The sequence below is a fragment of the Acholeplasma oculi genome, from assembly GCF_900166985.1.
Classification (GTDB): domain Bacteria; phylum Bacillota_I; class Bacilli_A; order Acholeplasmatales; family Acholeplasmataceae; genus Acholeplasma; species Acholeplasma oculi.
The window spans coordinates 89167-109867 of the sequence record NZ_FUZK01000001.1 but is presented as its reverse complement, the minus strand read 5'-3'; the positions used below and the strand labels follow the sequence as shown (position 1 = coordinate 109867).

Sequence of the window (20701 nt, the reverse complement as noted above, 5' to 3'; positions counted from 1 at the left end):
AACTCCTAACTTAATTTTGGTAATATATCATTTTTGATATATCCAATAAAATGTAGACTTCCTGTAATCAGTATAATATCACCATTATTTTTTGTTTGAATGAGTGTTTTTAATGCTTGATAAGCATCCGCTTCAAAAGCGTATCCTAAATCATGTAAAGATTGATATCGAGGATCATCAAATCCAGTAACATAGATGGATTCTACATGTGGTGCAAGTAAATCTAACATATTTTTGGGTTCTTTATCTGCAAGTGCACTAAATAGTACATGTATTTTTTTACGATTAAATGTTTGTTGTAAAGTTTTTATAAGTGCTTCTATAGCATGTGAGTTATGTGCACCATCAATAAAAATTTCTGGTAATACTTCTTCTAAGCGTCCAGGATAAACCGTATATTTTAATCCTTTTAAAATATCATCATCTTGAATACTTGGGTCAATGAATTTTGAAACTTCAATAGCTAATGCAGCATTTAATGCTTGATAATTTCCTAATATTCCAAGTTCATAGGTTATACCTTTATATTTAATGATATTAGGATAGTGATTAACAATTTTAACTTCAGTTTCATCTATAAATTTTACGGTTGCTTCCTTTTTATCTACATAATTTTTAAAATAATCATGCAATTTTGAATCAACAGTCGTAAATAGATGATTATGTTTTTTAACAATACCTAGTTTATTAAATGATATTTCTTCTAAAGTGTTTCCCAACTGTTTCATGTGGTCAAATCCGATGTTTGTAATGACAGATGCATCATAGTTTAAAATGTTTGTTGCATCGAGTAATCCACCAATACCAACTTCCATAATCATTAAATCTACTTTTTCATCCGAAAACATTTGAATAGACATTAATGTCATTAATTCAAAAAATGAAAGTGATTGACCTGTTTTTTCATGATACACTTCATTGAAAGTAAATATTTTATTGATTAATTGAAGTAGTGAATCATCATCAATGTCTTGACCATTGATTTTAATACGCTCATTAAAACGCATGAGATAAGGTGAGATAAATGTTCCCACCTTATACCCGTTAAATTTAAAAATATGTGTTAAATACATTGAGACAGAACCTTTACCATTGGTTCCGGTAACATGTATTTTTTTAATCAAGTCTAGATTAACATTCATCATTTTTAATGCATTATCAATGTAATCTAAACTTGTCTTAGGTCTAAATTTTGTTCGTGTTTCAATCCAATGGATTGCATCTTTCAAAAGATTAAACATATTTTTTTAACATTTCTAATACATCCATATATTGTTTCTTATAGAGTGTATATTTTTCCTCTTCTGCAGCTAATTTTTCTTTTGGTGCTTTTTTCGTAAAGTTCTCGTTATTTAGTAACGCCTCTGATCGTTCAATTTCTTTTTCTAGCTTTTCTTTTTGTCGATTGAGGTTCATGATTTCTTGTTCAATATCAATTAAACCAGTTTTTTCAACAAATATGTTTATGTTTGCTCCTGCAATTAGAACATAATGTTCATCATCAAAGGACGGTAACAATCTAAAATCACTACTATTTAAGAACTTAGTTAAGTAATTAGAATAGGTCTCAAATACAGTTTTTAATACTTGATTTTCTGTTTGAAGTACGATATTAAGTGGTTTGGAAGGTGCTACATTATATGAGTTTCTTAAATTTCTAACCCTTGTAATAACTTCTTCAATTTCTTTAAATGTATCTTTAACATCAAAACGATATTGAGCAGTTGGCCAAGATGAAATCATAATAGATTCTTCATTAAATATGTCAATATACAGTTTTTCAGTTACGAAAGGTAAAAAAGGATGTAATAATTTTAATATATCTTTTAAGCAATATAATAGCACTGCTTGGGTATTTTTATTGTATTTTTCATCTTGTAAAGATAGTTTTGAAAGTTCTAAGTACCATGATGCAAACTCATCCCAAATGAAATTAGTTAATACTTTATTTGCTTCATTGAATTCAAATCTTTCATAATACGTATCTGCTAGTTCAATAGTTTCTGATAAACGAGTTAAAATCCATTGATCAAATAGATTTAAATTAGATTCATCAATGACTAAACTTGTATCATCAATATTTAAGGTAATAAAACGTGTTACATTCCATAACTTATTAATAAAATTCCAACTAGCTTCAATTTTTTTAACATCATATCGAGTGTCAGCACCAGGTGCTGAATTCGATACAATAAAGAATCTTAATGCATCTAAACCATACGTATCAATCACATCCATAGGGTCAACACCATTACCTAACGATTTACTCATTTTTCTTCCTTGTTCATCTCTTATAAGTCCATGGAGTAAAACCTTCTTAAATGGATCAACACCAGTAAATTCTAATCCTTGGAACATCATTCTAGCAACCCAAAAGAAAATAATATCATATCCAGTAACCATCACATCTGTTGGATAATACCTTTTATAAAGTGGGGATTCCTTATCAGGGAATCCTAATGTAGAAAATGGCCATAAAGCACTTGAAAACCAAGTATCTAAAACATCTTCATCTTGTTTCCAATCATCTCCTGGAGATTCGATTTGAACTTTAACTTCATCACCTCTAAACCAAGCAGGAATACGATGTCCCCACCAAAGTTGTCTAGAAATTGTCCAGTCTTGTATATTATGCATCCAGTTTTCAAATGTATTTTTAAATCTTTCCGGAACAAAGTCTACTTTGTTGTTCTTAAGTGTTTGTTCTGTTAAACCCTTCATATCAACAAACCATTGTAATGATAATCTTGGTTCTACCATAACACCTGTACGTTCAGAGTATCCAACTTGATGTATATGTGTTTCAATCTTTTCAACAAGACCTAATTCAGTTAAATCCTTCGTTAATAATTTTCGACATTCAAAACGATCTAATCCTTGGTATTTTAAAGCTAGTTCATTCATCGTACCATCATCATTCATACAAAGTGGCATCATCAATTGATGTCTTTTACCAACTTCATAGTCATTAGGGTCATGTGCAGGTGTTACTTTTACAGCACCAGTTCCAAATGTCATATCAACATAATCATCTTGAATAATTGGAATAGACGTTTTAGTTCCAGGTATATAAACAGATTTTCCAACAAACTCTTTATATCTTTCATCTTCAGGATGTACCATTAAAGCCTGGTCTGCAAACATTGTTTCAGGTCTTGTTGTTGCAATTTTAATATAACCTGACCCATCAGTAAAAGGATATCTAAAGTGATATAATTTACCTTCAGTTTCTGCATATTCAACTTCAATATTTGAAAGTGCAGTTTTAGCTTCACAGTCCCAATTAATAATGCGATATCCACGGTAAATCCAACCCTTTTCATAGAGTTTAATAAAAACGTGATTAACTGCATCATTTAACTGCTGATCTAATGTAAAGCGCTCTTTGGTATAGTCAAGAGATAATCCTAATGCTTTCCATTGGTCTTTAATAAAACCAGCATACTCCTCTTTCCACTCCCATGCTTTTTCTAAATACTTTTCACGACCTAAATCATAACGTGAAATACCTTGGTTTTTTAGTCTTTCATCAATTTTAGCTTGAGTTGCAATACCTGCATGGTCCATACCTGGTAAGTATAAGGCATCAAATCCTTGCATACGTTTGCGTCTGATAATAATATCTTGAATTGCAGTATCCCAAGCATGTCCTAGATGTAATTTACCCGTTACATTAGGTGGTGGAATAACGATTGTAAACGGTGTTTTACTTTGATCTTTTCCAGATTCAAAAAAACCTTTCTTTAACCAAAAGTCATAACGATTCTCTTCTACTTTTTTAAATTCATATTTTGGATTCAATTCTATTTTCATAACTGTTAAACTCCTTTTTTGATAATTCATATACTTTTACTTTTTTAATTTGAGGTAATCCCTTGTACTTTTTAATAACTTCATCTTTATATTTAAATCCTAATTTAGCAATCAACTTTTCGCTACGTTCATTAAAATCTGCATGAGATACCTTAATGACATTAAACTCTAAATTGTTAAATATATAAGGTATGATATGCGTTAATGCCTCATGCATGATCCCTTTATTCCAATACTCACTGTTTAAAACAAACCCTATTTCGATCATATGACCATCCACAATATTATAGGTAGGATTATAAAGTGAAATTGTACCTATCATCATGTTAATTTCTTTTAAAACAATGGCATATACGTTTCTTTCTTTAACCATAAGTGAAAGAATTAATTTAGATTCTTTTAAATTCTTATGTGGTAACCATCCTGCATTCGGTCCAACCTCAGGTTTTGATGCATAATAATTAAAAGCCAACAAATCATCCATCGTAGGATTTCTAAGAATTAGACGATTGGTTATAATTGTCTTCATATTTCACCTCAAGAAAATAAAAAGCCCCTAGACATATTTGTCTAAGGGCGAATAAAATCCGCGGTACCACCTTAGTTCACAGTGAATTACTGTGCACTCATCATACTTGTAACGTAAGTTAAACGGTATAAAGTTACTTCATGTTCACTTTAACAGCTCCTTGAGGACTTTCATCTAAGTAATATCAAGTTTCTCACCAACCAACTTGTCTCTTTAATCATTAACTTAAACTACTCTTCAATTCATAGCTTTCTTACATTATATATCAAAATCCTGTTGATTGCAAGAAGAGATTCTTGGATTAATCTTGATAAGCTACTGTGAAACGTTGATTTAAATATTTATTTTCTTCAGCTTCTTGAATAATTGCATGTGCTAAATCTTGAACGGATATTCTGGATCTTTCATCTCTATCATAAAGTAGATGATCTTTACCATATTTATATTTTTTAGTCAGTGTTCCATCAAACACTTCAGCTGGTGGACTAACAAATGTAAGCAAATTATCTGTTTGATTTTTAAATTGTTGATAGACAAGGTCAACACCTTCAAGTGCTTTAATCCATGGTTTTGGATAAACTAATCCATCTTTAACAAGTTCACCATCATATTGAATTAATGAAGTAGCTCCAATAACTATAATCAATTTCTTTTTAAGTTCTTTAGCAAGTTTAATTATTAAACTATAACCTTCTAAGTATCTCTCTTTTTGAGCTACATGATAATATCCCGGGTTATAGCAACCTATTAAAACATCAGAATCTTTAATAGCATCTTTAAAAATATCTTCATCAAAAATAGTTAACTTTTTAAGTTCTAAATTAGGTTCAAGTGGTATTGCATTTCTTCTAAAGATTCCTACTACTTGATGTCCTTTTCTAAGTGCTTCTTTTGTTACTTGGTATCCAATAAATCCAGATGCACCAATCACTGCTATTTTCAATTTAATCACCTATTTCTATATAGAGAATACCGATTGTACCTTTACCGCAATGTGAAGATATAACACAACCTGCATGTCCTTCTATAATTTGTTTTACTTCTATTTTATCTGTTAACTGTTCTTTAATATAATTAAATGAATCATCTGCGATAGAATGTGTGATAAAAACATAATTTTTATCAATTTTTTCTTTCACTTTGACTAAATCATCAATCATTAAGTCAAGAGCTCTTTTCATTTTACCAACAGACTTTTTATAAACTTCTAATTTTCCATCTATCACTTTAATGATAGGTTTAATTTGAAGCACTGAGCCAACAAATGCAGTAAGACCACTTGCTCTACCACCTTTATGTAGGTAATCTAATGTCTTAATTGCGAACTGACTACTTATCTTAGGAACTAACTTGTTAATAGAATTATAGATTTCTGATGCACTTTGCCCTTGTTCTTTTAAATCACTTGCTTTTAAAACCAATAAACCAATTCCTGAAGATAAGTTTTTAGAATCAACAATATAAATATTTTCAGATTCCAGAAGATCTTTAGCAATCACAGCACTTTGGTATGTTGCACTTATTTTTGAACCAATTGAAATATGAACAATATCATAACCTAAGTTCAGGTATTTTTTGAAAAATACTTCAAAATCCCCTGGTGAAGCTGCTTGAGTTTTAGGAAGATAGCCTAATTCACTAACCTTTTCATATAATAGTTCAGTTTGAATTTCTACACCATCTTTATAAGTTTCATCACCAAATCTAACATAAAGTGGTATTGTTTGAATACCTCTATTGTTTAATATATCTTGGCTTAAATCAGCAGTAGAATCGGTAGTGATTATAACTTTATTCATTTTCAAATACCTCTGCTATAAATTTTTCTATTCCGTACTTAGTCTCACTTGATGTGAAATATATCTTTTGATCTGTAATAAATTTTTCTGTAAGTACTTTTTGTTGCTTGAGTCTAAGGGATGATTTTAATTTGTCGTATTTAGTTGCAACGATAATTAATGGAATATCAAAATGAATAAGTTCACTATATAAACTTAAATCATCTATGGTTGGTCCTATATTAAAATCTATTAATAGGATAACCTTTTTAAGTTTTTGATTTTGATTAATATAATTTCTTATCATTGTCACAAATGACTTTGCCTGTGTTTTAGATCTTTTTGCATAGCCATAACCAGGAGCATCCACTAAGTAAAAACTTTGGTTTAATAAATATAAATTTAGGGTAATTGTCTTACCTGGAGTTTGTGAGACTCTAGCTAAACTCTTACGGTTTGTAACTGCATTTATCAAAGATGATTTACCGACATTTGAACGTCCTAATAATAAGTAATGACTTAAATCATCACTAGGTAAATCACTTATAGATACTGCAGATTTAATAAATTCTGCTGTTTTAATCATTTTATATACCTCTGTATCTATTTTATCATATAACAAATGATTTCTTAGGATTTTAAGGTGATGTTAAAGAAAAGTGACTATCTATTGGATAGCCACTTTATAACTAAGTTATTTTAATGCATTTATGAAAACATCTGATACTGTTTCAACTGGAATGATTGTTAATTGATCACGTACTTCTTGTGGAATATCTTCGATGTCTCTAATATTTTCTTTTGGAATTAAAATGGTTTTTAATCCACTACGATGTGCAGCAATTGCTTTTTCTTTTAATCCACCAATTGGCAAGACATAACCACGTAATGTAATTTCACCAGTCATACCTACATCTTTTTTAACAAATTTGTTACTTGCAGCAGATAGTATAGCCGTAGCCATTGTAATACCCGCAGATGGACCATCTTTAGGTACAGCACCTTCCGGTACGTGTACGTGGAAGTCATTTTGTTCGAAAATAGATGGGTCAATGTTAAATTCTACAGCATGAGATTTAATAAAAGATAGTGCAGTGATTGCAGATTCTTTCATAACATCACCAAGTTTACCGGTTAACACAAGTTGACCTTTTCCTTTGTAATAAGTAACTTCAACTGGCAATGTATCTCCACCGAATGCAGTATATGCTAAACCAGTTACAACACCAACCTGTTCTTTTTCATCGACTAAATTGTGTGCAAATTTCTTTTTACCGATATATTTTTCAATATTATCTTTATTGATAATAACCTTCTCTGTTTTATCCATTAAAATCTCTTTGATGGCTTTACGAACAAGTGAACCTATATAACGGTTGAGTTCTCTAACACCAGCTTCTCTAGTGTAATGTCTAACGATAAAGTAAAGTGTTTCTTCATCAATTTCAAACTTATCTTGATCTAGACCATGTGCGCTTAGTTGTTTTTCAAGTAAATGTTTTCTAGCAATTTGAATTTTTTCATATTCTGTATAACTTGATAATTCAACGATTTCCATACGGTCTCTGAGTGGTGCTGGAACATTTTCTAAGTAGTTTGCTGTTGTAATAAACAATACTTGAGATAAATCATAGGATTCTTCTAAGTAATGATCACTAAACTTAGAGTTTTGCTCTGGGTCTAATACCTCAAGCATAGCACTTGCTGGATCTCCCCTATAATCAGATGCCATTTTATCAATTTCATCTAATAAGAATACTGGATTTTGAGTTCCTGCATCCTTCATGCCCTTTAATATACGACCAGGCATTGCCCCTACATAAGTTCTTCTGTGCCCTCTAATTTCTGATTCATCTTTGACACCACCTAATGATTGCTTAACAAATTTTCTTCCTAATGCTTCTGCAATAGAAATTGCTAAACTTGTCTTACCAACACCAGGAGGCCCTGCAAAACAAAGAATTGTCTGCGGATTTCTGCCTGTCATAATCTTAACAGCGAGATACTCAATAATTCTTTCTTTGACCTTCTCTAAACCATAGTGATTTTTATCTAAGTTATCTTGTACTTTTTGTAAATCATCTAAATCTTTAGAAGTTACATTCCAAGGTAGAGATACTAAAAAATCTAAATACGTTTTAATAATTTGTGATTCAGCCATTGCAGAAGGTGTTGATTGATATCTTGAGAGTTCTTGTAACGCCTTTTCTTCAATATGTTTTGGCATATTTGCTTGCTTAATAGCTTCTCTAAGTGCATCAATTTCATCTTCTTTTTTCGCCTTGTCGCCAAGTTCGTTTTGAATCGCTCTCATTTTTTCTCTAAGATAATATTCTTTTTGATTTTCATCAATCGCTTTTTTAACATCATCGTTAATACGTTGTTCTAAATCAGCGATCATCTTTAACTTATTCATATCTTCAAGAATTAATTTTAAGCGATTATTCAGTTGAAGTTCTTGTAAGTATTTGTACTTTTCTGTATCATTTATCTTTAAATTATATGCTAAGATGTCAGAAATTCTATCTGCAGATAAGCCTGATTGAATTTGCTCAGAAATTTGTTGAGCATTATTAAGTAATTGATTTGGATTACTTGTTGTTTCAGATACAATCATCTTAATTAATGTGTTTTCTTCTTCTAAATCACCAGGTTTTGTTTGAACTTCCTCATAATCAGCAACAAAATAAGGATCTGTTAAGAAATACTCATTGACTTTGATTCTTGATAGAATATTAAATTTAATTTTATAATTATCATTTGGTAACTTAATCTTCATAGCAACCTTAGCTAAAACACCATAGGTTTCTAAATCAGATGTTGTTGGATTTTCAATCAATGGGTTTTTTTGAACTAGAATTAACACATATGATGAAAAAATTTTCTCAGCTTCTTCAACTGCCTTCAGTGAAACCTTGCGACCAACCTCAATACGAAAATCATTTTGAGGAATCGGAACGATACCACGGACAACGACTGCTGGTAAACTTGATTGTAATTCCATATTTTTATCCCCTTTCATGGGTTTAATTTCTATTATATATTATAATACAAAATTGTCAATTAGCAATCATAATGCATGAGTGCCAAAAAAATCACAATTTTTATCATAATTCTACGTAAAGTAAAGCCTTCGATAGATTCGAAGGCATAAATACTTTTAAATTTATATAATTATTCAGCTACTGAATGTTCAACTAAGAAATCAACTGCTTTTTCAAAAGCGATATCATTGGTTACTAATTCATCATTAATGTACTTTTTAATTTCAGTTACTGGCATTTTGTAATGTTGAGCTAACTCTTCATAACGTGCGCTTAATTCTTCAGCTGTAGCAGTAAATCCTTCTTTTTTAGCGACTGCCTCAATTACAAGGGATTGTAATACACGACGTGTTGCTTGAGATTTTGCTTGTTCTTCGAAAGATTCTTCTGTTAAACCTGATAATTGAATAAATGTTGCTAAGTCTAATTGATATTGTTTTGCTTGTTGTTCAACATTCTTCTTAAAGTTTTCGATTTCTGTATCAAACATTGCTTGAGGAACTTCAACTTTAGCATTTTCAATAACAGCTTTTAATACAGCATCTGTTATTACATTTTTCGCATTTGCTTCTTTTTCAGCTTTTAAGTTCTCTTTGATAGATGATTTTAAAGCATCAACAGTTTTAACACCATCACGGTTAAGAGATTCTACCCAAGCATCATTAAGTTCAGAACCAACCTTTGTTTTAATTTCATGTAATAAAACTTTGAAAACTGCAGGTTTCCCAGCTAAATTCTCAGCTTGGTATTGTTCTGGGAAAGTCACATGAACATCTCTTGATTCACCAGCTTTTAGACCAACCATACCTTCTTCAAATCCAGGGATAAATTGACCACTTCCGATTTCTAAAGCAAAGTTTTCAGCTTTTCCACCTTCAAATGCAACACCATCTTGGAATCCTTCAAAATCAAAGATAGCTGTATCTCCGTTTTCAAGTGCACCTTCAACTTTAGGTTCTAAAGTTGCATTTTGTTTAAGTAATTTAGAAATCTCTTCATTTACTAATTCATCTGTAACTTCAGTGTCAATTTTTTCTACTTTAATACCTTTGTATTGACCTAACTCAACTTCAGGTTTGATAGCAACTTCAAATGATACTTCGAATGATTCAGTTCTAGAAATCTTTTCAAAATCTAGATCAATGTTTAATGGGTCAGAAACAATTGTAAATTCTTTTATGGTTAAAGCATCATTAAATTTATGACCAATTGCATGATTTAATGCATCAGCATATAATGATTTTTCTCCAAATTTTTGTTCATAAACCTTTTGGGTTACATGACCTTTTCTAAAACCTTTAACTTCTACATCTTGTTTGATATGCTCATATGCATGTTCAAGTGCATGTTCAAATTCAGCTGGTGTAACTGTAAATGTGAATTTAACATGATTCTTATTAATACGTTCAAATTTCATAATTTCCTCCTAAGTGTCGTCGAACTCTTGTTATTATAACATGTTCTAATATTTTTTTTCTGAAAATAGATTATCCTCACAAATTATCCCTCAATTTTACGGATATCCTCATCCGTTAAATTGAAATCAAAGATGTCTATATTCTCTTTTTGTCGTATTGCATTGTGACTTTTTGGAATAACAGCCACACCGCGTTGAATTTGATATCTGAGTAAAACTTGAGCCCAAGTTTTATGGTACTTACTTCCTATATTTGTTAATACATCTTTATTAGGCACAGGATCAAGTGGTCCCCATGCAACAGGTAAACAATGATGCATCAAAGAGTATTTGATTAATTCATGATTAAATCGATTGGGATTAGATTCAATTTGATTCATCATAGGTTTAATTCTTGCATGATCCATTAAATATTTTAGTTGTTCTTCATCGAAATTAGATACACCAATGACTTTAAATAATCCTTTATCATAATAGGACTCTAAAACCCTCCACAAATTAAGGTTCGTTTCCATATCAGCTGAAGGATGGTGAATCAGATAAATATCAACATATTCTCCAATATGTTCAATCGACTGGTCTAAATAGTTTCTAATCGTTTCCTCACTATCAATAAATGGCGATCTTGCTGATATTTTAGATGTAACAATAATAGATTCTCGACCTATTTTTGATTCTTTAATGGATTTACCAATGACAGCCTCATTTCTATACATAATCGCTGTATCAATCAGTCTATATCCATTTTGATAACTTGATAATAATTCTTTAGTATCTCCAGTAATTTCACCATGAAAATCATTGTCTTTCTTGCCAAAGGTATTGGTTCCCATACCTATTTTAGGTACTAAAAATCCATTAGATAGCTTGAAATATTCCATATTTTCTCCTATCGTTTAATTTTAATGACTTCCTCATACGCTTTTTTAAGCCCTAATCCAATTTTATCCAATGATCGGTCTTTAACTATTTTATATCCATTTTCAATCATTTCTTGATGGTCATTGCTCATAATTAATTCAATTAAATTTTTAAACTCATAGTTATTATGACCCTTTAAAACATGTTTCTTATCAAATAACCAATCATAATAAACCGGTATATCTCTAAGAACAACAGGTGTTTTACTTGCAAGTGCCTCTAATACGACAATGCCTTCTGTTTCTTCATAACTCGGGAAGAAAACACAGTTTGCAGCACTAAATGCACCTTTCATAACATCACCTTCAACATAACCTGCCATAATCATATTCTTAGGTTTACGTTTAATTGCTTTTTTAATAAAATGTGTTGTCATATAACTTGGTAATGTTCCAAACCAAATAAATGTTGTATCTGGCATCGTTCTTGCTACTTCAATAAAATCATGTATGCCTTTTCTTTCAAAAAGAAGTCCAACACCTATTACAATTTTATCTTCCTTTTTGAGATTAAAACGCTGGTAAAATTGATCAACCTTAACTTGATCATATTGATATGCATCTAAATCTATACCATTAGATAATGCCACAACCGGTGATTTAACTACATACATGGATTCAATCAGAAACTTAGAGTATCTTGTTGGTGTGATAATTAAATCTGCAATACCATAAGTATTTTGAAGATGTTTATAAAAGAATGGTGCGATGAATCTCCAAAAAGCAAAACTTCTTCTAAAGTCTTGAACTGTGGAATGTCCATGTACGATCACAGGATATTTTTTCTTGAATTTTTTAATAACTCCTGAACTAGCCATATTGATATGTACTAAATCAAATGTGTCATTCGGATCAAGTGTATACTCAACCCCAACAGATTCAAGTGCTTTTTTTTGATGATAAAATGCTCGTCCGATACCTGATTTTTTTAGCATGCCTTGTTTCTGTGAATAAAGTAATACTTTCATAAATAACCTTCCTATATGCTTAAGTGTGATTTTGCGTAAAGTACAGCTCCAAGTATACCTGAATTCACTGTAGGGTGTGCATAGTATGTTTTAAAATTCTCTTGAGTTAATTTTGCAAATAAGTTCTTTTTAATTAAACGTTCTAAGTAAGCCTTAGGAAATTGTTCACTCATGATAACTCCACCACCTAGAATAATGGTAGAAATATCTAAAATAGTCATTTCCGTTGCAATATAGAATGCTAAAATATGTAAATAAGTTTGAATAGGTTCTGAATCAAAATGCTTTTTAAATATTTCTTCAAATGGCGTATCTTTAAAATGCTTTTCATGAATCTTAATCAGATTAAATCCAGATACAATAGATTCTAAATCATCTTGAGTTTCATCCTTCTTATATCCATTCAAATATACTGGTACATGTCCTATTTCTCCAGCTGCACCAAATTCACCTTGGTATAACTGATTTTTAATACGAATAGCATTACCAAAACCTGTTCCTAAGTAAAATCCTAAAACAGATTTATTCGGATCAATTCCAAAAAATGAAGCATCATAAAGCATTAATAAGTTGACATCATTCCCTACAATTATCGGAATACCTAGCTCTTCTTCAATCTTAAGTAGATAATCACCTTCAAAATCTCTTTGATTTGGAATATGTAAAACAGATCGAGTTGCTTGATCTACTAGTCCAGGGAAACCAATTGAAATAGCAAGTATTTCATGGTTCTCTTTATGTTTTAAAGCAAATTCTTTAATAAATGGTCCTAAATTTTTACCAATCTTTTTAGATTGATGTTTTTCTTCATGGATGATATTGAGAGATTCATCAACTAATCCGATTCTAACATTTGTTCCACCCACATCAATTCCTATAAAATATTTACTCATGAAATATTTCCTACCTTTTTATAATATATATATACACCTGGTTCATTAAAAACTATTTTATCATGTTCTACTTGAGTTTTCTTAGAATTAAATAATAATTTTCCAATTGGATTAATCACAAGAGGTTTATAATCATTTTTAATATAATGAACAAGTTCATACGTTTTTGACTTTAGTGTATATAAGATATAACCATTTTCATGACGGATTTCAACAGCTTTATCATCATAATGATTTAAACGATATAATGGATATTTTTTTCTAATCTTAAGTATTTTTTTGAAATTTGAAACAGATTTATCAATTTTCCATATAATTTTATTGATCGCATCAGGGCTGTTATATGAATTCTCTACTCCCATTTTAGTACGATAAAGTTCTTGACCCGCGTGATAGAAAGGTACACCTTGTGAGATCGCAATTAAATGGTTTGCAAAATCTTGATATGTTTTTTTAACCTTTTCATCTTGATAGTTAAAATCTAAAGTATCAAAGAGTGCTAAATTATCATGACATTCCACATAATTAAGAGATTTTGCTGGTTCTGTAAACATGTGTGGTGAGCCTATAATTCCTAGCATTGCTTCCTCAATGTGTTTATGACTACCTGTTGCATAACCTAACTCTTTAGTATGAAGTGCACCTTTAAATGTATTACGATAAAAATCGTTAAAATGACCAACACCAGGCATTAATGCTTGATTATGCATATTGCTTCTAAGTGCTTTTGGTAAAGCATTATCCATATTCCATCCTTCACCATAAATCATGATGTTTGGATTGAATTCTAATAACTTTTCTCTAAGGATATTCATGGTATCTAAATCCATGAGTCCCATAAGGTCAAATCTAAAACCATCAATCTTATAGTGTTCTACAAAATGAACCAGTGAATCGATGATTAATTTACGCACCATAAATCGGGTGGTTTCTATATCATTTTCTAAGAAAGCTGAATGTGTAGGTTGGTGATTTTTATCATGTCTAAAGAAATATCCAGGTACAAATTTATCATAAGGAAATAATGCACGTTCATAAACATGATTATAGACCACATCCATATTGATACCTAATTTCAATTGATGCGCTGCATCAATAACCATTTTAAACTCATTAATACGTCTTATTGGATCATTTGGATTATCTGAAAGCCATCCTTCTAATGCAAAATATTGCATTGGGTTATAACCCCAGTTATAAGATGCATCTTTTTGGACATCATCAACTCCGTAAAAATCAAATACAGGTAACAGTTGTAGATGTGTTACTCCTAATTTCTTGATATACGTTAAAACATTGCTTTTTAAGTGGTTACTGTGTTCTACTACACCTAAAAAAGTTCCTTTACTTTCTACATCAAGTTGGATGGTTAAATCTCTAATGTGACCTTCATAAATAACAGCATCCGTATACTTTTTAAGTGATACAAAGTTTTCTACTTGTTGATAGGTTTGATTCAAGTCAACAACCACATTGGATTCTAGATTTGATGCAATTCCATATGGGTCACTTGCTTTTTCAAACGTATCGACTAAACGTACTAAATAGTGATACGGTTTTAAGTGGTGTTTTCCAGGTACAGTGACTTCATATATACCTTGATTGTAATTCATATCAAATATATCACCATCTAAAACTAACTTAACTTCTTTAGCAACCGGACTAAACACTTTAAATGTTGATTCTTTTTCTTGATAAATGACTCCGAGTTTTCCAGTATATTGGTACTTCTTGTCAAATCCTTTAGTGAGTGTAACAAGACCAATATAGAGTGGATACTTAACTTCATTAATCCATATGTGATCCACCACATGTAACTCAAGTGGTTTATCTACTTTAAAATATTGATTATATCCTTCATTTTTATACCAATAAACTTGATATCCTTCTATACCAATATCATGGATATAATGGTTTGATTCTACACGTATCATGTTAAAATCATCTATAAATACTTTCATTTTTTTTACCACGCTTTCTTAGAAAAAATAATATATGTGTTACAATAATCTATATGAGGTGAATATGTATGAAACCAACAATCAAAGATGTTGCTAAAAAGGCTAATGTCTCCATTTCAACTGTATCTAGAGTCATCAATCAAAAAGGTTATGTTCATGAGGATACAAGAGTCATCATTGACAAAGCGATTAAAGATTTAGGCTTTGTGCCAAATCAATTGGCCAGAAGTTTAACAAACCGTTCATCTAAAATTATTGCTGTAATTGTTCCGCACATTGGGCCATACTTCTACGGTGAGTTACTGGAATCAATTGAGTCTCAGGCTCAAGCAAATGGTTATAAAATCATGTTCTTTAACGTTCAAGATGATCCAGAGCGTGAACTTGAATATATAAAATTCTTTGAACAGTACAATATTGAAGGTATCATTATCGCTTCTAATTTCCAAAATGCTTCTAAATTAGATGAAATGAAAGTACCTATCATTACAGTAGACCACATCTTGGATGAAAACATTCCTTCTATTACAGCAGACTCCGTTAAAGCTGGTGAACTTGCTGCTAGAAGATTGATTCAAGGTGGATCCAAAAATTTAGCGATTTTTAGAGGTCCTAGTTTCTTAATGACAACCAAGGAAAGAACATTAGGTTTTAAGAAAGAAATTAAGTCACACAATATTCATGCTGAAATTTTTGATTTTGATTTAGTCAATCCAGATGCTAAACTGATTGAACAAGTCTTAAGAGCAAACCCACAAATTGACGGTATATTTGCTTATTCAGATACTCTCGCTCTTGTCATATCCTCAATTCTTAAGAAATTAGGTAGACGAATTCCTGAAGATGTTCAAATTATTGGTTATGATAATACACCATTTTGCTCATGGATCAATCCACCACTCACAACCATCGCACAACCTATAAGTCTCTTAGGTAAACAAGCATTCCTAAACTTAACTCGATTGATTCGAGGTGTTGAATTACCTACTTTACATGAGGTTATGGATGTTGAATTAATTGAAAGAAATTCTACAAAGTAAGTGATAACTATCACTTACTTTTTTTATATTTAAATATCATACTTGTAAGTCCTGCTACTTTAAGTGTTATAAAGTTATCAAAACCATGTACTTGACCTTTAGTTGATTTTAGACTGAGACCATTATACTGGTTATGACCACTATAAATGTCTTTATCTGAATTTAAGATTTCTTCGTAAAAACCTTCAAATGGTACACCTAACTGATATGTTTGGTAAAAATTAGGTGTCATATTATGGATGATTAAAAGTGTCTCATCATCTGAAAATCTTAAATAAGCATAGATTGATTGGTTCATATTATCAACCATAACCCATTTAAATCCACTTGGGTCATGATCTTTTTGATATAGTGCTGTATGATGTCTATAGACTTGAGCTAAATCTCTAAAGTATCGATTAAAACTATCATGAATCGGAAAAGTTAATAAATTCCAATCAAGTTCTTTTTTAAAATCCCATTCAGATATTTGAGCAAACTCTTGTCCCATAAATAATAACTTTTTACCAGGATGTGTCATATAAAATGTCATAAGAACTCTTAGATTTGCAAACTTTTGTTCGTATGAACCTGACATCTTATTCCATAAAGATCCTTTCATATGAACGACCTCATCATGACTATAAGGAAGAATAAATTGTTCATTATATGTATAAACCATACCAAAGGTAAGTTTATGATGATGATACTTCCTATAAATAGGATCATTTTTAAAATATTCTAATGTATCATTCATGAAACCCATATTCCATTTATAATTAAAACCTAAACCACCTTCTTTTACCTTATGTGTAACTTTAGGAAAATCCGTGGAGTCTTCTGCACTAAATAATAGGTAAGGATTTTTTTCATATAAAGAACTCGATAGTTCCTTAAGATAATTGGTTGCTTCCAAATTAACACCATTATCTTTATTTCCTAGATAATAAATTAGATTTGAAACAGCATCAATTCTAAATCCATCCACATGGAAATATTCCATCCAAAAGTGAAGTGCTGAGGACATAAAACTTTTTGTAATACCTTTAGAAAAATCTAAATTGACAGTTCCCCAAGTGACATTTTCTCTTTTGAAACTATCTTCATATTCATATAAAAAACTTCCATCAAATCGAGATAGACCAAAACTGTCTTTGTTAATATGTCCCAAAACCCAGTCGATGATGACACCGATATTATTCTGGTGACATTGATCAATCAAATACATTAAATCTTTTGGAGATCCATATCTGGATGTTGCAGAGAAAAACCCTGTTCCTTGATAACCCCAGGAATCATCCAATGGATGTTCATATATAGGCATTAGTTCAATGTGTGTAAAACCTTGATTTTTAACATACTCAATGAGTTCATGACAAACCTCATTATAGGGTTTAAAGCCACCAAATTTACGTCTCCATGAACCTGAATGAACCTCATATATTAAGACTGGCTCTTTATCAAGTGGTTTTCTTTGTTCAATAAACAATTGATCATGCCACTCATATCCATCTATATCATAAACTTTGGATGCATTTCCAGGTCTTAACTCATGATAAAATCCAAATGGATCTGATTTATGTAAAATCTCACCACTTGTAGTAATAATTTCATATTTATAAAGTTCATATTCCATATTTCTATGGATAGTTATTTGAAAAAAACCTTGTGGATGTACTTTATTAAAGACATGCTCACTACCATTATAAAAATTAAATTCAGAAATTAAACGTACTTCCTTAGCATGAGGAGCATAAACAGTAAATGTGGTAGATATGATTTCATTTTGCTCATTTTTATTTAATTTAGAACCGAGTAATTGATATGCGAGATAATCATGACCTAGTAAAAATAGATTAGCATGTTCAGTATTAAACATGTGATAAACCCCCTTTATGTACCTATATATATTTTACCTTATTTTAAGAAAGAAAAATGCCTTATAACAAACGATAAGGCATTTTTAGTTTCTATTTTATAATTTAATATAATCTAGATGCCAAATATCATCATTATACTGTTGGATTGTACGGTCAGATGAGAAGAATCCTGCATTTGCAATATTCATTAATGACATCTTCCACCATGATTTTTGGTCTTGATATAGTTTGTTTGCATTCTCTTGTGCTTCAACATAACTTGCGAAATCAGCCATCACGAAGAAATAATCTGATGTTAGCAGATTTTGAAGAATAAAATCAAAGTGTGTTTTATTCGGTGTTAAATTTCTAATAAATTCAAAGATTTCTTGTAATCTAACATCTTCATCATAAATTTTTCTAGGTTTATAACCATTTTCTTTATAACGTCTCGTTACTTCTTCTGCACTCATTCCAAAAATGACAGCATTTTCTATGCCTGCTTCAGCAACAATTTCAACATTAGCTCCATCCATCGTACCAATTGTTATTGCACCATTTAACATAAACTTCATATTACCAGTACCACTTGCTTCCTTGGATGCTGTAGAAATTTGTTCAGATAAATCTGCTGCTGGAAATAAATATTCTGCATAGGTTACATTGTAGTTTTCTACAAATACAACTTTTAATAAATGATTCGTTTCAACATCATTATTAATGACTTTTGACATTTTATTAATAAGTTCAATAATACCTTTTGCCATAATATATGATGGAGCTGCTTTAGCACCAAAAATAAAGTTTTGAGGATGGAAATTTTTCTTAAATACTGGATCTTTCTTCAATCTAAGATAAGTATGAATGATATTTAATGCATTTAATAATTGTCTTTTGTATTCGTGTAGACGTTTAATTTGAATATCAAAAATTGCATTCTCATCTAATCGAACATTTGTATCTTCATATATTTTTTGGATTAGTTGTCTTTTCTTAGAAAGTTTCATTGCTTTAACTTGATCTAATACTTTTTGATCATCCTTAAAAGCAACAAGTTTCTTAATTAATGATAAATCTTTTTGCCATTCTGTACCAATTAGATTATTGATTAATGATGTTAATTCAGGATTAATGTGAATTAACCAACGACGATGTGTAATTCCATTGGTTTTATTATTAAACTTATCAGGATATAGATTATAGAAATCATTTAACTCGATATTCTTTAATATTTCAGTATGAAGTGCTGCAACACCATTTACTGAGAATGATGCGTAGATACATATATTCGCCATACGTACATTGTTAGCACCGATGAGTTGCATTTGATATACTTTCTCGACAGGAACTTGGTTTTCTTCTAATACAATCTTAAAACGTCGATTCATTTCTTGGATAATTTCATATATTCTTGGTAATAAACTTCTAAATATTTTGATATTCCATTTTTCTAACGCTTCAGCTAATATTGTATGGTTTGTATATGCAACGCTTTGTGTTACGATATTCCAAGCTTCATCATATCCTAAGTTTTCTTCATCCATTAAAATTCTCATCAATTCAGGAATAATTAATGTAGGGTGTGTATCATTAACTTGGAATGTATAAAACTTATGTAAATCTCTAACATCTCTACCAAGCTTTTTATGTTCTAAAATAGCTGATTTAATACCCGCTGCTGAGAAAAGATACTGTTGTTGTAATCTAAGCACTTTCCCTTGCTCAGTTGAATCATCTGGATATAAAGATTCTGATATCTTATCTACCATCTCTAAATATTCATTATCTTGGTATGTTTGCCATTCTGATTTTTCAGTAGACCATAATCTTAAATGTGTAACGACATTATTATCTGCACCAACGACTTTTACATCATAAGGTACAGCCTTTACCCATACTGGATCAATTAGTTTAATATCTTTAACGTATCCGAAATAAGGAATTTGAATTGCTTCATCTTCTTTTCTTTCTTCCCAATAGAATGGTTTATTTAACCAAGCATCTGGGTATTCTTTTTGTTGATCATTTTCAAATCTTTGGACAAAAAAACCTTTTTTATATCGAATGGAGTTTCCATATAATGGAAGTGATAATGACGCTGCAGAATCCAAGAAGCATGCTGCAAGACGACCTAATCCACCATTTCCTAAACCTGCATCGGATTCTGCATGTTCAATTTCATTTAAATCAAATCCAAAATCATCAAATGCCTCTTTGACAACTTGAGCATATCCTGCATTCATGAGATTTGAAGTGATTAATCTTCCCATTAAAAATTCCATTGAAAAATAAATGGTTTTCTTCATATTATGCTTAACCACATATTCATTTGTTAATTCATAATTAGTTCTTAATTGCTTATTGACTAAAGCAGCCAATGTTGCATATTTTTCATATAAGGTTGCATTCTCTATTTTTTTATTAAATAAATGTGATAATGATAAAATATATGCACCTTTAAAGGTATCTTTGTTGATAAAAACGTTATCCATTTCTTAAT

The 20701-nt window shown here is 30.6% G+C and carries 15 protein-coding genes and 1 other annotated feature; of the genes, 1 reads left to right on the top strand and 14 read right to left on the bottom strand.

What is annotated here, in order from left to right; genetic code table 11:
- Positions 1–5 precede the first annotated feature (5 nt).
- The 12 genes from B5X49_RS00530 to B5X49_RS00475 form a co-directional block, all read right to left on the bottom strand.
- A complete protein-coding gene (locus B5X49_RS00530) occupies positions 6–1229 on the bottom strand; it encodes a bifunctional folylpolyglutamate synthase/dihydrofolate synthase (protein WP_159444468.1) in 1224 nt (407 codons plus the stop codon).
- A 4-nt stretch (positions 1230–1233) separates the two neighbouring features.
- Complete coding sequence (locus B5X49_RS00525) at positions 1234–3813, bottom strand: valine--tRNA ligase (RefSeq protein WP_045749264.1); 2580 nt, start codon at positions 3811–3813, stop codon at positions 1234–1236.
- A complete protein-coding gene (locus B5X49_RS00520; RefSeq protein WP_045749263.1) occupies positions 3785–4342 on the bottom strand; it encodes a GNAT family N-acetyltransferase in 558 nt (185 codons plus the stop codon). Before B5X49_RS00520 ends, B5X49_RS00525 begins: the two co-directional genes overlap by 29 nt.
- A gap of 40 nt (positions 4343–4382) precedes the next feature.
- Positions 4383–4597, bottom strand: a binding site (T-box leader).
- Between the two features lie 46 nt (positions 4598–4643).
- A complete protein-coding gene (locus tag B5X49_RS00515; protein ID WP_045749262.1) occupies positions 4644–5285 on the bottom strand; it encodes an NAD(P)-dependent oxidoreductase in 642 nt (213 codons plus the stop codon).
- A gap of 1 nt (position 5286) precedes the next feature.
- Positions 5287–6141, bottom strand: a complete 855-nt coding sequence (locus B5X49_RS00510; RefSeq protein ID WP_045749261.1) for a DegV family protein — start codon at positions 6139–6141, stop codon at positions 5287–5289.
- A complete protein-coding gene (gene yihA / locus B5X49_RS00505) occupies positions 6134–6706 on the bottom strand; it encodes a ribosome biogenesis GTP-binding protein YihA/YsxC (protein WP_045749260.1) in 573 nt (190 codons plus the stop codon). Before yihA ends, B5X49_RS00510 begins: the two co-directional genes overlap by 8 nt.
- Positions 6707–6814: 108 nt before the next feature.
- On the bottom strand, positions 6815–9124 hold the full coding sequence (gene lon / locus B5X49_RS00500; RefSeq protein WP_115734961.1) for an endopeptidase La: 2310 nt from the start codon (positions 9122–9124) through the stop codon (positions 6815–6817).
- Between the two features lie 170 nt (positions 9125–9294).
- Positions 9295–10581: a trigger factor gene (tig, locus tag B5X49_RS00495; protein WP_045749258.1), complete on the bottom strand. Its 1287-nt coding sequence runs from the start codon at positions 10579–10581 to the stop codon at positions 9295–9297.
- A gap of 83 nt (positions 10582–10664) precedes the next feature.
- Positions 10665–11462: an aldo/keto reductase family protein gene (locus tag B5X49_RS00490; RefSeq protein WP_045749257.1), complete on the bottom strand. Its 798-nt coding sequence runs from the start codon at positions 11460–11462 to the stop codon at positions 10665–10667.
- 8 nt (positions 11463–11470) lie between these two features.
- Positions 11471–12469, bottom strand: coding sequence for a processive diacylglycerol alpha-glucosyltransferase (gene dgs, locus B5X49_RS00485; RefSeq protein WP_045749256.1), 999 nt, complete (start codon positions 12467–12469; stop codon positions 11471–11473).
- An 11-nt stretch (positions 12470–12480) separates the two neighbouring features.
- Positions 12481–13362, bottom strand: coding sequence for an allose kinase (alsK, locus tag B5X49_RS00480; RefSeq protein WP_052669982.1), 882 nt, complete (start codon positions 13360–13362; stop codon positions 12481–12483).
- Complete coding sequence (locus tag B5X49_RS00475) at positions 13359–15323, bottom strand: alpha-amylase family glycosyl hydrolase (RefSeq protein WP_052669978.1); 1965 nt, start codon at positions 15321–15323, stop codon at positions 13359–13361. Before B5X49_RS00475 ends, alsK begins: the two co-directional genes overlap by 4 nt.
- A 68-nt stretch (positions 15324–15391) precedes the next feature.
- Between B5X49_RS00475 and B5X49_RS00470 the strand changes: the two genes are divergently transcribed.
- Positions 15392–16363: a LacI family DNA-binding transcriptional regulator gene (locus B5X49_RS00470; RefSeq protein ID WP_045749255.1), complete on the top strand. Its 972-nt coding sequence runs from the start codon at positions 15392–15394 to the stop codon at positions 16361–16363.
- Between the two features lie 10 nt (positions 16364–16373).
- Here the strand turns inward: B5X49_RS00470 and glgB are convergent, their stop codons facing one another.
- Entirely contained in the window at positions 16374–18221 is a 1848-nt protein-coding gene (gene glgB / locus B5X49_RS00465; protein WP_045749254.1) for a 1,4-alpha-glucan branching protein GlgB, read from the bottom strand.
- A gap of 96 nt (positions 18222–18317) precedes the next feature.
- Complete coding sequence (locus B5X49_RS00460; protein ID WP_045749253.1) at positions 18318–20693, bottom strand: glycogen/starch/alpha-glucan phosphorylase; 2376 nt, start codon at positions 20691–20693, stop codon at positions 18318–18320.
- Positions 20694–20701: the final 8 nt, after the last annotated feature.